Source organism: Paenibacillus amylolyticus (assembly GCF_001570725.1).
Classification (GTDB): domain Bacteria; phylum Bacillota; class Bacilli; order Paenibacillales; family Paenibacillaceae; genus Paenibacillus; species Paenibacillus amylolyticus_A.
In genome coordinates this window covers 1,934,124-1,947,426 of the sequence record NZ_BCNV01000001.1, presented here as the reverse complement: position 1 = coordinate 1,947,426, position 13,303 = coordinate 1,934,124, and the positions used below count along the sequence as shown (strand labels likewise).

The 13,303-nt window shown below is 42.8% G+C and carries 13 protein-coding genes; 3 read left to right on the top strand and 10 right to left on the bottom strand.

Annotation, left to right across the window (positions count from 1 at the left end):
• Window positions 1-178 precede the first annotated feature (178 nt).
• The 3 genes from PAHA3_RS08735 to PAHA3_RS08725 all read right to left on the bottom strand — a co-directional run bounded on the left by PAHA3_RS08735 (window position 179) and on the right by PAHA3_RS08725 (window position 3,131).
• A complete protein-coding gene (locus tag PAHA3_RS08735; protein ID WP_062834380.1) occupies window positions 179-751 on the bottom strand; it encodes a nitroreductase family protein in 573 nt (190 codons plus the stop codon).
• A 31-nt stretch (window positions 752-782) separates the two neighbouring features.
• Window positions 783-2,753: an AraC family transcriptional regulator gene (locus PAHA3_RS08730; RefSeq protein ID WP_062834379.1), complete on the bottom strand. Its 1,971-nt coding sequence runs from the start codon at window positions 2,751-2,753 to the stop codon at window positions 783-785.
• 183 nt (window positions 2,754-2,936) lie between these two features.
• Window positions 2,937-3,131 (bottom strand): hypothetical protein, encoded by a 195-nt coding sequence (locus PAHA3_RS08725; RefSeq protein WP_017688524.1) that lies wholly within the window; start codon window positions 3,129-3,131, stop codon window positions 2,937-2,939.
• A 205-nt stretch (window positions 3,132-3,336) separates the two neighbouring features.
• Between PAHA3_RS08725 and PAHA3_RS08720 the strand changes: the two genes are divergently transcribed.
• Window positions 3,337-4,011 carry a cyclase family protein gene (locus tag PAHA3_RS08720; protein ID WP_062834378.1) on the top strand — a complete coding sequence of 225 codons (675 nt, stop codon included), beginning with the start codon at window positions 3,337-3,339 and terminating at the stop codon, window positions 4,009-4,011.
• Between the two features lie 107 nt (window positions 4,012-4,118).
• Here PAHA3_RS08720 and PAHA3_RS08715 read toward each other — a convergent pair whose 3' ends face one another.
• Together PAHA3_RS08715 and PAHA3_RS08710 are read right to left on the bottom strand one after the other, a co-directional pair.
• Window positions 4,119-4,991 (bottom strand): YitT family protein, encoded by an 873-nt coding sequence (locus PAHA3_RS08715; RefSeq protein ID WP_036670902.1) that lies wholly within the window; start codon window positions 4,989-4,991, stop codon window positions 4,119-4,121.
• 90 nt (window positions 4,992-5,081) lie between these two features.
• Complete coding sequence (locus PAHA3_RS08710) at window positions 5,082-5,438, bottom strand: MerR family transcriptional regulator (protein ID WP_062834377.1); 357 nt, start codon at window positions 5,436-5,438, stop codon at window positions 5,082-5,084.
• A 110-nt stretch (window positions 5,439-5,548) separates the two neighbouring features.
• Here PAHA3_RS08710 and PAHA3_RS08705 point away from each other — a divergent pair, with 110 nt between their 5' ends.
• Window positions 5,549-6,322, top strand: a complete 774-nt coding sequence (locus PAHA3_RS08705) for an SDR family NAD(P)-dependent oxidoreductase (protein WP_062834376.1) — start codon at window positions 5,549-5,551, stop codon at window positions 6,320-6,322.
• Between the two features lie 182 nt (window positions 6,323-6,504).
• On the opposite strand, the gene nspC is transcribed toward PAHA3_RS08705, so the two are convergent.
• The 5 genes from nspC to PAHA3_RS08680 form a co-directional block, all read right to left on the bottom strand.
• Window positions 6,505-7,632 carry a carboxynorspermidine decarboxylase gene (gene nspC / locus PAHA3_RS08700; protein ID WP_062834375.1) on the bottom strand — a complete coding sequence of 376 codons (1,128 nt, stop codon included), beginning with the start codon at window positions 7,630-7,632 and terminating at the stop codon, window positions 6,505-6,507.
• A 1-nt stretch (window position 7,633) separates the two neighbouring features.
• Window positions 7,634-8,872, bottom strand: coding sequence for a saccharopine dehydrogenase family protein (locus PAHA3_RS08695; protein ID WP_017688530.1), 1,239 nt, complete (start codon window positions 8,870-8,872; stop codon window positions 7,634-7,636).
• A gap of 546 nt (window positions 8,873-9,418) precedes the next feature.
• On the bottom strand, window positions 9,419-9,877 hold the full coding sequence (locus PAHA3_RS08690; protein WP_062834374.1) for a nucleoside deaminase: 459 nt from the start codon (window positions 9,875-9,877) through the stop codon (window positions 9,419-9,421).
• Window positions 9,878-10,041: 164 nt separating this feature from the next.
• Window positions 10,042-11,301 (bottom strand): cytochrome P450 family protein, encoded by a 1,260-nt coding sequence (locus tag PAHA3_RS08685; RefSeq protein ID WP_062834373.1) that lies wholly within the window; start codon window positions 11,299-11,301, stop codon window positions 10,042-10,044.
• Window positions 11,302-11,519: 218 nt separating this feature from the next.
• Window positions 11,520-12,413, bottom strand: coding sequence for a TetR/AcrR family transcriptional regulator (locus PAHA3_RS08680; RefSeq protein WP_062834372.1), 894 nt, complete (start codon window positions 12,411-12,413; stop codon window positions 11,520-11,522).
• Window positions 12,414-12,649: 236 nt separating this feature from the next.
• Between PAHA3_RS08680 and PAHA3_RS08675 the strand changes: the two genes are divergently transcribed.
• Entirely contained in the window at window positions 12,650-13,297 is a 648-nt protein-coding gene (locus tag PAHA3_RS08675; RefSeq protein WP_062834371.1) for a TetR/AcrR family transcriptional regulator, read from the top strand.
• Window positions 13,298-13,303 lie beyond the last annotated feature (6 nt).

The following is a 13,303-nucleotide window of genomic DNA, read 5'->3' as shown; positions in this document are numbered from 1 at the left end:
TGCTACAATCCACATATTAATAATATACGACCTTTTACATATATTGACCACCACCTATATTGCTTCAATGATCGTAATCAGGGATAAGCGGTTAACTACAGTTCTCTTGACGACGAATCCGTAAACTGGCTTACGGACGTAAAATATCTGAATCAATGCGGTATGTCTGTTGAACATATTAAAGTGCCACAGAGACACAGGTCAATAACTCTTCTACTGGAGTACGAGGACGAGGCTTGGGAATCTTATCCTGATCAAAGTACCCCAGATGAAGTGTGCCAACAATTCTCTCTCCTGGTCTCACAGCGGTCTTGGAGTAGAAATCAGGATCGAAATTATATTCATTTGTCTTCCACACAACGCCGATACCCTGCTCCCATGCCAGAAGTTGTAAATTCTGAATAAGCGCAGCACTTGCGCCAACAGCATCTTCCCACACCCTTTGTCTAGGATCAGCCTCGATCACAACAAGCAGATGAGCTTGGATGGACTCACAATAGTCTTTTTGCAACTTCTCTCCCCAGCGCTCTCGCTCATCCTTGGAGAACGTATGCAGTACGGCATCAGCGAATTGCTTCCGACCTTCTTCCACAAATAAAATGAAGCGCCAAGGCTCTTTACGTGAATGCACGGGTGCCCACACGGCAGCTTCGAGCAAGTGTATGATCGTTTCTTTCGCCAGCGGTTTGCCATTGAACTGACGAATAGTTCTTCGTTCACGAATGAGCTTCTCCACGACGGACGTTTCCATATGTGTTAATCCTCCTGTCTCGTTTGCTTATTTATTGGGTAAGGAAATTTACCGCTTCGTCAATAATCTTGGTCTGTCCGATAGGTCCTCCGGGGCCTTGGAACCACAAGCCGTATTCAACGATGTAGACATTGTTATTTTTAACAGCATTCAGGCTCTTCCACACTGCTGTTTTTTGCAATTCTGTCGTTTCATTCTCGTCTGATGACAACAGGAAAATATGATCCGGATTAATCGATGGTAATGACTCCATGGAGATTACTTTCATTGAATCCGTCGGGTCAGGTATGGATACAGGAGGTGTCAGGCCGAGATCGTCGTACAGAACTTCATAGTTTCTTTTACTGTAATAACGCACTTCTTTATCGGATAAACGCAGGAACATTACGGTTTCGTCTCCGATGGATTGCTTGATTTTCTCGCGGGCTTCTGCAGCCTTCTTCTCGTATTCTTCAATGACTTGTTTGGCCTGATCCGTCTTCCCTAACATATCTCCCATATGTAACAGGCTGGTTTTCATACGAATAATACCTTGCTCGTCCTGCAGCTTCTCTGCCAGCAAGGTAGGCGCAATTTTGCTGAGGCTGTCATAGGCATCACTCATGAAATCCTGACCGATGATCAGGTCTGGCTCTGCCGCCAATATGCTTTCGTAGTTGGGATCAACCTGCCAGCCCAGATTTTCTTTTCCTTGTAGTTGATCGGACAGGTAGGTAGGAAACTGATCACTTCCCTCCTCATTACTGGATGCTGCCTGGAGTACAATACCGAGTGCTAACAAATAGTCCGTTGCAGCCGGGAACAACGAAATAATATGCTGAGGATCACCTTTGATGACCGTTTCTCCCCAAGGATGTTTAACAACACGTTCCTGTACTGCTGATTCGGTGGATTGCGCGACTTCTGTAGTTGGAGCATTGTTACCGTTTGTTCCATTACTGCTTGTTGCTGAATTGCCCTGAGAAGGGGAACAGGCTGATATTAATAATGTAAGGCTGAGCATCAAAAGCAATGCAACGGGTTTTCTCGCTCTCATAGATGTAAGTGATTCTCCTTTGGGTTTGTATTGATAATAATTATCATCATCAATAGGATCATAACCGCGATGCAGGGGACTGACAATGGATAATTCTGATTCTCGGATAGCATTATTCTGACCGGTTGGCAGGGCGATACATTTTTGTTTGAAACGACCTGGTGAAAGGCCAACATGCTTTTTAAATAATCGATTAAAATAGATCACATCCGGAATGCCGATTGCCTCGGCAATCTTCTGAAGAGATGCATCTGTGTGTAACAGCAGCTCCTTGGCTTTGTACATCCGTATCCGAGTTAAATAGGTAATCAGACTGCTACCTGTCTCTTTCTTGAACGTTCTCGACAGATGCCCTGCACTGCAATCCAGAATTTCTGCGAGCGGATCGACCATAATGGGCAACATGTAGTTCTCATGAAGATAACGAACGGCTTGAGCTACCAGATCTGGTTTGGCAGTGTCAATCCCTTGTGTACTTAACTGCCTCATTAATTCATTAATAAATTGATAAAATAACGTCTTTACCTGAAATTTCGAGAACGCATCTGTCCGTTCCCAATGTTGCTCTATTCTTTGGACTTTGTCATATAAGTCAATGGGATAGCTTGGGGCAAAAGCATATTGCACATGAAACGGGACATGTTGCCTGAGCAGAGCTTGATTCTCACGAGTATTGGTTAACGACAAATTAGCCCGATAAAACATCAAATAAAACTCGAATGAATCCTTGTTCAGGGAGATATTCATCCATACCCCCTTGCCTCCATGTAAGACTTGCATCTGATCGATCGCGTACATCGTGTCATCCAGCGTAATCGTTGCATTGCCGCGAACTGTATATATAAACCCGCTAATTGGAAATCGATAGGCATGAATGGGTTCGCCAGCACGCACGACGACGTGACGCACATCCCATATTTTAATTGAGGCCAGATTCCATAACTTCACATGCTCTTCTACGTGCATCTCTTCCTTCACCTTCCACAACCCATTAAGTTAGCAAAAAATCAGCAAAATCAGCGGATATTTTCACTTTTCTCCATTCTATCGATAATCATTCTCAACTACAACATATATCTTCCTATTCGATAACATGCTACGCAAGAAAAAGCCGATCCATGAAAAAGGATCGGCTTACGTTCTACCTTTTTAAACTTCGCCGCGTCTGTTCTCAACCGATTTCATACGGTTTTGGTCATCTGGTACCCGGTCAACACTGAACTCTTGACCAGCTTCAACCTCACCATGACCGGAAATATTTCGGGAAAAATTAGTGAACTGTCTTTTTTGTTCATCCAGTTCGTGTTTTTGTTTCAAAAGCTCTTGCGGGTCCTGCTTTGTCACTATGCAAACCTCCCATTTATTAAGTCATGCAATGATTCGTACTACAGAAGTTTTCCATAAGAGAGCTATGCTTATGCATTAACACCAGGAACCTTACATAATATATGCTCAAGCACTGTATCTGATCGTGTAATATATAAGAGCCACTACATGTTAGATGGGTTTGTTAGAAACTATAAACGTGGATTACAAAGGAGTACGGTAAATGAAGCGACTGCTCTTGTCCTATCCTCTTAGCGTGAATACTCCAGTTTACAAAGATAATCCGCCTGTTGAGATTCAACAACAGTCCAGTATAGAAAAAGGAGCTAAGTACAATCAATTTATCATCACATCCCTTAACCATAGCGGTACTCATATTGATGGGCCTTGGCACTTTAATCCCAAAGGAAAAAAACTGAGTGAGATTCCAATTGACGATTTTATCTTCCACCATCCTTCGATCCTCGACATTCCCAAAAGTGATGACGAATTGATCACTAAAGCCGATTTGGAGCCATATGAGAACCTAATTGCCGGTTCTGATTTGCTGCTCATACGCACAGGTTTTGGGAAGCTACGTTCCTCAGACCCTATTCGTTATAGTGATCATAACCCTGGGTTTGCCGCATCTGCTGCCAGTTACCTCATGGTGTTTGATTCGCTACGAGCGATTGGCATGGATATGATCTCTGCGGGCTCTTCACTTCATGAGGATGAAGCTATCGCTTTCCATCAGAAGATCCTGGGAAAAGATCGTGTGGATGGAAAATATATTCTGGTTATTGAGGATATGAATTTAAATCAGGATTTGTCAGACATCGGCAATGTTTATGCTGTGCCTTTGTTTATTGAAGGAGTTGACAGCAGTTTCAGTACCATTTTCAGTGAGAAATATTAGCTGGAGCAACCGGAAATAGCTTTGAGGGTTCTCATAAATAATATATCTAATACAAAAAACGCGCTAAGAGATCCTCTCAGCGCGTTTTTTTAGTTACTAATACGTGATTAGTGAATATCTTTCTTTTTGAAATTGCCGCCTCTTACCTCAGCTACATCGTATACGACGACAAAGGCAGTCGGATCAATTTCATGAATGATATCTTTAATCTTACTCTCTTCCATCCGGTTAATGACACAAGTGATTTCCTTGAATTGTTCATTAGAATAGCCACCGTACGCCTCAGTGTACGTTGCACCACGACCTAGTCGGTCCCGAATGGTTTCAACCATGATCTCTGGTTGATTCGTAATAATTTTAAACGTTTTGGAGCCGCTCAAGCCCTCTTCAACAATATGTATTACTTTAGAAGCAATAAAATACGCAAGTCCTGACAAGATCGCTCCTTGCAGACCGAATACGGTTGAAACGACAATAAAGACAAACATGTTGAGGAACAGAATGAGATCACTGGTTCCAAAAGGTACTTTTCGCGAAAGGAGTACAGCCAGCATATCTATGCCATCCAATGCCCCGCCATTACGCAATGCAAGTCCCATACCGAAACCGATGATAATCCCGCCGACAACCGTAACGAGCAAGGTATCGCCTTCAATGATGGTTGGTACATGGTGCATCAGACTGGTGCTGATTGCCAGTGAAGCAATACCAATGATCGAATATAACGCGAAGCTTTTACCGATTTGCTTGTACCCGAGCCACACAAATGGAATGTTAATAATCCCGATGAGCATCCCCAGTGGTAATCCGAACAACTGTGATCCTACGATACTTAGACCTGTGACACCACCATCTGAGACATTATTCGGGATCAATATGGCTTCCAGGCCATATGCCGTTATAAATCCCCCAATAATAATCAATAATACTTTGGAGAGGATCTTTAACTTGTTTGACTTTTGTTTTCTGTTTTGATGCATTCCATTTCCCCCTTGATGAACAACCGATAAAAAACAGTCTATAATAAAAATCACTGTTTTGGCAATAGATCGTCATTTGTGTGTGTTACTTCATTGTCCGATGAGCGTTCGATACGCCGAAATTTTATGCTCAAGCATCTCATCAGCTGTATTAAGGATGTGCATCTGTTTTTGGATCGACTCTTTATGCTCCTCCAGCAGCTTCAAACGATCTGCCGCCGTATGCTCCCCTTCCTGAAACAAGGATGCATACTTCTTAATAATCGCAATGGGCATTTGAGTCTCTTTTAATTTGATCACAAATTGTAGCCATTTCAGGTGTGACTCGTTGTACCGTCTGTCTCCACTGGCATCTCGGAGAGGAATCACAATCTGTTCCTTCTCATAATAACGCAACGTATGCGCACTAATATGAAGCAATTCTGCCACTTCACCAATGGTATGCATGGTTAACCTCCCCTCCATTTTCCCGCTTGACTTAGAGTAAGCTCTAATCAGTATAATCAACTCGTGGTCATATCACAATAAATATGAAATCAGATCCAGGAGGAGTTTCCATGAAATACACAGTGATTACCGGTGCCAGTTCAGGCATTGGATATGAAGCGGCTTTAGCTTTTGCAGCTCGTGGCAAAAATATGATTCTGGCAGCTCGCAGAACCGATGAATTGGACAAATTAAAAGCAAAAGTAGCTGAAATTAATCCTGATCTGGATGTTGTCATTCGTACAGTGGATCTGTCCATTGCCGCTAATGTGCATGAATTCTATGAAGGTCTTCAGGCTTATTCCATTGAGACATGGATTAACAACGCAGGATTCGGGAATTTCGCTTCCGTTGGCGAACAGCATCTGCCCAAGATTGAACAGATGCTTCATCTTAATATAGAAGCTCTTACGATTCTTTCTTCCCTGTATGTACGTGATTATGCAGATGTGGATGGCACACAGATCATTAATATCTCCTCTGGTGGAGGATATACGATTGTGGCCGATGCTGTAACCTACTGCGCAACCAAGTTTTATGTAAGTGCCTTTACCGAAGGACTTGCGCAAGAGTTAAAAGGCAAGAACGCAGCAATGCAGGCCAAAGTGCTCGCTCCGGCTGCAACCGAGACGGAATTCGCGAAACATTCCTTTAATGTAGACGAGTTTGAATATGAAGGCAGAGTTCCGAAGTTCCATACGGCAGAACAAATGGCTGGATTTTTACTTGAATTGTATGACAGCGAGAGCGTGGTCGGCATTGTGGATGGATTAACGTATGACTTTGAACTCAGAGAACCGATCTTTCCATACGCAGCGAGAGCAGCCTCGAAACCACAAAATTAATCCGAAACTGAACTCGAAACCGAATCCCCGGAAACGGTTAGACATCACCTAACCTGGCTAATAAACATCTTCTAATCTAATCGTTAAACATTATTGGACGTTAAAAAGGGAACCTGTCTCCAGGCTCCCTTCTTTTTATTTATAATCAATTCTATATTAATACTTACTATATAATGAAGTAATTATGCTAGCCTCATTTTGAAATCCTGATATCCGAATTCGCGGACAACTTCGCAATCGCCGTCTTTTCGTTTAACAGCAATCGCTGGAAGCGGCATGCCATTGAACGTGTTGGTTTTCACCATGGAGTAGATCGCCATGTCCTCAAATACCAGACGGTCGCCTTCTTGCAAAGGCTGATCGAATGAATAATCCCCAATCACGTCACCAGACAGACAGGTTTGTCCACCTAGGCGATACAGATGAGCCTTCTCACCCACTTCTCCCGAACCGATCAGCGGCGGGCGATATGGCATTTCCAACACATCCGGCATATGACACGTAGCTGAAGTATCCAGAATAGCGATGTCCATACCGTTTTTATGGAAGTCCAGCACAGAGGTCACCAGATAACCCGCGTTCAGCGCAACAGCTTCTCCCGGCTCCAGATATACTTCCAGGCCATAGTCGTTCTGCATACGCTTGATACAAGCTTCCAACCTTGGAATATCATAATCTTCACGTGTGATGTGGTGACCACCGCCGAAGTTGATCCATTCCATTTGTGGCAACCATTGTCCGAATTTCTCAACCACTGCATTCAGCGTAGTCTCCAGATCATCGGAATTTTGCTGACACAGCGTGTGGAAGTGCAGTCCGGAGACACCTTCCAACAGGTCTGCATCGAAATCCTCCAGTTTCGCGCCAAAACGCGAACCCGGAGAACACGGATCGTAGATCTCGTGTCCTTCTTGGGTAGAGCATTCAGGGTTGACGCGCAAGCCGACCTTACGGCCAGCTTGAAGCGCCTTATCCTTGAATTTTGCAAGCTGTGAAAATGAGTTGAAAATAATGTGGTCGCAGATGGAGAGAATCTCGTCGATTTCTTCTGCTCGGTATGCTGGAGCAAAGACATGATTCTCTTTGCCCATTTCCTCATGGCCCAGACGCGCTTCATACAAACCACTCGCCGTTGCACCGCTCAGGTATTCACCAATCAGTGGATACATCGCAGTCATGGAGAATGCTTTTTGAGCTAGCACGATTTTGGCACCTGTACGCTGCATAACACCGTTCAGGATTTTCAGGTTTTTCTCGATAAGCGCCTCGTCAACAACAAAACATGGTGTCGGTAATTGCTCGAACCGCATTTTAACGAACAAGCTCCGATTCTTTAACTTCTTCTGGCAGCTCATCCACGAGTACCGGGTTGAAGTCTTCTACCCATGGGAGGCCCCATTTGTTCAACTCTTCCATGAATGGATCTGGGTTGAACTCTTCTACATTGTATACGCCTGGTTTGTTCCATTTGCCTGTCATAACCATTGCTGCACCGATCATAGCTGGAACGCCTGTTGTGTACGAGATCGCTTGGGAACCCACTTCTTTGTAGCACTCTTGGTGATCACAGATATTGTAAACATAATATGTTTTGTCTTGGCCATCTTTTTTGCCTTTGAAAATACAACCGATGTTTGTTTTACCCACAGTGCGTGGTCCAAGGGATGCTGGATCCGGCAGTACTGCTTTCAGGAATTGCAGTGGGATAATTTGTTTGCCTTCATATTCAATAGGCTCAATTGAAGTCATGCCTACATTTTCAAGAGCTTTCAAGTGAGTCAGGTAGCTTTGACCAAATGTCATGAAGAAACGGATACGTTTCAGACCTGGCATGTTTTTCGCCAAAGATTCCAGTTCTTCATGGTACAACAGGTACATGTCTTTCTCGCCAACTTCTTTGAAGTCGTAGACACGTTTGATTTCCATCGGTTTTGTTTCGATCCATTCACCATTCTCCCAGTATCTTCCGTTCGCAGATACTTCACGAATGTTGATCTCAGGGTTAAAGTTGGTTGCGAACGGGTAGCCGTGGTCGCCGCCATTGCAGTCCAGAATGTCGATGTACTCAATTTCGTCAAAGTAGTGCTTCAGGGCATAAGCGGAGAATACGCCTGTCACGCCTGGGTCAAATCCACTTCCGAGCAATGCAGTGATGCCTGCTTGTTCAAAACGCTCTTTGTAATCCCATTGCCAGCTGTATTCGAACTTCGCTGTATCATGTGGCTCATAGTTCGCTGTGTCCATGTAATTTGTTTTAGTTGCAAGACAAGCATCCATGATTGTCAGATCTTGATACGGCAAAGCAAGGTTCATAACGATATCCGGTTTAACTTCGTTGATCAGAGCGATCAATTCGTCAACATTATCAGCATCTACTTGTGCTGTTGTAATTTTTGTTTTTCCGCCGTCCAGCTTGGCTTTGAGCTCATCACATTTGGATTTTGTACGACTCGCGATGCAGATTTCCTCAAAAACTTCGCTGTTTTGAACGCATTTGTGTACTGCCACGGAAGCAACGCCGCCGGCGCCGATGATTAGTGCTTTTCCCATTTTACATTCTCCTATCCCAATATGTATTTTTTTTAATTGGTTTAATACGCTGACAACAACAAGACAACAAAAAAAGCAAGGTGAAAAATGCCCGCAATCGCGCATCATCACACTTGCTTATCGATATACATCATAAAAAAGACGTGAAGTCTCCATGACCAAAAAAGTTCACAAGAACTCCTTTGGCGGAAAGCTCCTTCATGTATATCAATATTGGATCAGAGTCTATATAGCAAATAATTCGCCTTTACCACTCTTATTGACCGTTTCACAAGTTGATGTGCAATTGCACTGGTTGTAAAGTAACCAACTTATAAAATTTGAGCTTTGAACTCAATCAATAAAGCAACGTAAGTTGCCAATCGGCGTTTGACCCGGCTGTCCGTATGGCCTTAACTTCCTGATGAAAGTGGTCAAAAATTATCTGCTGGAAAGCTCTAATTCATATTGATAAATCAACTTCCCAAAATCACAGGTCTTACACTATCAGACGTTGAAAAAAAAATCAAGCAATTATCAAAAAATAATTTTTTGACCGAATTACAACTAGGAATGAAATTGATATCCTTCGAAGACTTTTAAGCCTTCTGTGTTAAGTAATTTCCCTGTTACTTCAGGCTTTTGAGGACTTTTGTCGAATACTTCTTCACACGCGATCATGATGTTGCCACCAGCAATTTCAGCTAATTGATCATGGGATACACTATACACCAGCCTCCCCAGATTCGACCAAACCATAGCACCCGAACACATCACACACGGTTCACAACTCGTATAAAGAGTGTATTCGCTTAGATCAAACACATGATGTTCGGAACAATACTTTCGGATAAGACCAATTTCTGCATGATGTGTAGGGTCACAAAAAGTGTTGATTTTATTTTCCCCAATCATGACGACCTCTCCGTTTTTCACCAGAATGGCTCCGAATGGTTCGTTTCCTTCTTTGCGAGCTTGCAGAGCAATTTCAATGGCTTTATGCATGAAAAGTTCATCTTTATTCATAAGGTTTACCTCCATAACAAAAATTATGTACTCGACTTTATCTTTTACATTAAGCATGTTCACTCCATTGAAATGCTTCTTGTTCATACCATTCTATCATCATTACAAATAAAGAGTATGACGAAAATTCGTCATACCCCAGTGAATTACACTAAGTTAATCTATTAAAATTTCACAGGCAATGCTGCCAAGCCCTGTGATGACAAAGCGGAGTGCCAATGAATCTCTTCCTGAGGAACGCTGAGTTGAATATCCGGTAGCCGACGTAAAAGAGTAGTAAATGCCACGTCCCCTTCCACACGAGCAAGTGGAGCACCGAGACACATATGGATGCCGTGTCCAAAGGCCAAATGCCGTTTTATTTTGCGTTCGATATCCAACTCTTCGGGGTCAGTGAACTGCTGCTCGTCCCGATTCGCTGATTTCAGAAGGGGAATCACGACATCTCCCTTTTGAATCAATTGTCCATCCAGCTCCGTGTCCTGCGTTGCATAACGAGGACCTGAAGAAGTGGCGGGTCCGTTATATCGCAGCAACTCCTCCACCGCAGAAGGAACCAGATTCAGATCTTGTTTCAGTTGTTCCAGTTGTTCGGGATGGGTCAGAAGAAGATATGAGCCGGTTGCAATCAGATTGGAAGTTGTCTCATGTCCGGCAAATATCAATAACGTGATCATGGATATTAATTCATCTTCATTCAGTCGATCTCCCTCCTCCTCAATCGCAATTAATTGACTAATGAGGTCATCTGAAGGTTCTACTCGTTTATTCGCCACAAGCTGTGAGGTGTACTCTGCGAATGATCGCAAGTGTTGTGCTACGGCAGGGTCCTGTTTACCAAAACCAAGACCTTTCGCAATAGCTTCAGACCATACATGGATCTGAGGTCGGTCTTCCAGAGGTATACCTAGCATCTCAGAAATAACGTTGATTGGGAAAGGATAGGCATAATCTTTTACAAGATCCATCTCTCCTTTTCCTTCAAATTGGTCAATTAATTCATCGGCAATTTCCTGGACGCGTGGACGTAGGCTTTCCATATACCTAGGTGTGAACGCTTTGGAAACCAGGCTACGGAGTCTTCGGTGATCCGGTTCATCCACAAAGAGCATCGACTTTCCGGTAAAAAAGGTCTGGGGTTCGGATGAGCCAAGCTCGCCTGAGAGATTCTTTCGAATATCATTGCCGCTATCAATAGAGTTCATGTCTACCGTAAATTGAGAATGATCTTTCAACACTTCCATGGCAACGTCCATCCGAGTTACAATCCAGGTTTGCCCTGCTCCACCCATCGGATTAGGGATCGGGACAACGGATCCTTTGGAACGCATCTGTGCAAATATAGCAAATGGATCTTTACTATTTTCTTCGCTAAATAAATTAAACTCTGTTTTTTCTGATGTCTGGTTATTCGAATGATTCATAATAATCTTCCTTTCGAAGTGAAGTTATTTCAAATCTATGGAAATATATGTTCATTTCGATTATATACCACTCGTATATTTAATTTCAAATTTCATAGAAATAACTACACTAAACAACTGTTATACCAATACTTTATTAATATACGATTAGTATAATCATTATATTTGCAAGCACAAAAAACATAAAAAAGAGGTCGGCTTTTGGGCCAACCCCCATATTAATGACGTTGTTTCACCAGTTCCAAAAACCACCAGCAAGCTTCGGTCAATCTATTGGCTTCTGCGTGAAAAGTATTGGATTTGTACTCTTTGTGGAATGCTTGAAGTACAACTTCAATTACAGGAATATTTAAATCCTCTTTGTCCTCTAAAAGCGCCAAAAGCCCTTTCGAAAGTTGCTTCAATGGTGCAGATTCCTTGGATTTTTGAACACGCTTATTGAACTCTTCCAATTCCTCCAGCAGAGTATCGATATCCATCCCCATGTCACGGTTACGCTCGTCCGCATTCAGGAAATAGAGAGACTGAAAGTCGAAAATATGTTCATTTCTCTGGTGCATTGTTCTTAGTATCACTTCAATGTACGTTAATACTTTGGGAACCACTTCGCTCCATACCGGTTTTGGCGTATTTAGACTTCTCGAAGTGTTGGCAATCTGGTGTAATATGCCATAGCACAATATTGCACCTTCGTTGGCATACAAGCTGATGTCCTTCCCGTACACCTGAATCAAGCGTGCAGACAGCCAATTTAGCTGAACTGTAGCTAGTTTCGCTGAGTTGATCTCCCCGGAATAAAAACCAGTCCAATATAATTCCCATACTCGCTCTTTATTAGGTACGGACATAGGAATAGCTATCTGATCTACGAGCAAGTCATAATCCGATGTATAGTGATTTTGCTCAAGCTCTTTACGAATGAAAACATCCTTTTGCATACGCTGATCAATAATCGAATATAAACAGTCTTCTTTCGAACTGAAGAATTTGTAGAATGTGCCTTTGGATACACTCGATTGATCCAAGATCATCTGAATTGTTGTATTTGCATAGCTATGCTCTAAAAATAGTGCAAGTGCTGTTTCCAATAAACTTTGTTTACGACTACTCATGTCCCGTCATCGCCCCAGGTTTTTCTCTGATTTTAACATTGATTCCTTTGGAGTTGAAGCTTTGATTCGAAGTATGCCTGTCACACCAAAATAATTGCACAATGAGTAAATTTGCACATTGGGCAAATTGTTGTTATGATAATCCTCACAACGTGCATGCTAAGTATGTATGCTCTTCATTATTATAATTACACCATAGTCATTGGTGCTGGAGGTGAACGCATAAGCGGAGAATAATGACCAAAAGAAACTTGCGACATTTGAAAAAAGAAGCAACTGAACGAGCGCTTGCTGTTGCTGCATTTGAACTTACCCTTGAACATGGCCTTGATGGCTTTACGGTGGAAGATATCGTACATCAGGTGGGTTGTTCACGTAGAACATTTGCAAACTACTTCACATGTAAAGAAGAAGCCGTAGCAAGAGGCGCAACATCCGTTCAGAATACAACGGAACTCGAAGCTTTACTTACCGAAATGCCCGAAAATGTCTCCTTGCTTGACGTACTGTATGACCTGATCAAAATGCAGCTTACAACAGAACTAATAGGAAGACTACATCAGCTACTATCGCTATCCCAGACCTATCCCGTGCTTGAACCGCACTACCTTGGAGCCATGCACCGCATGCAGACGCAGGCACAAGAAACCTTATTAGACTTATCTAACGGAAAGCACGACGAGATTTATACTTATCTTCTAATTAATGCAATGTACGGTACCATACTGCCATTAATTGATGGAAGACTCAATGTGTTGCTGCCCGGACAAACCATTACTGAAGATACCAAGCCCGGTGCTGTAACGTTCGATCAATTTTTAGAAACCATGTTTGGTCACTTGCGAACAGGATTCGAACAAGCTAACCATCCACATTCATCTTAGAGGGAG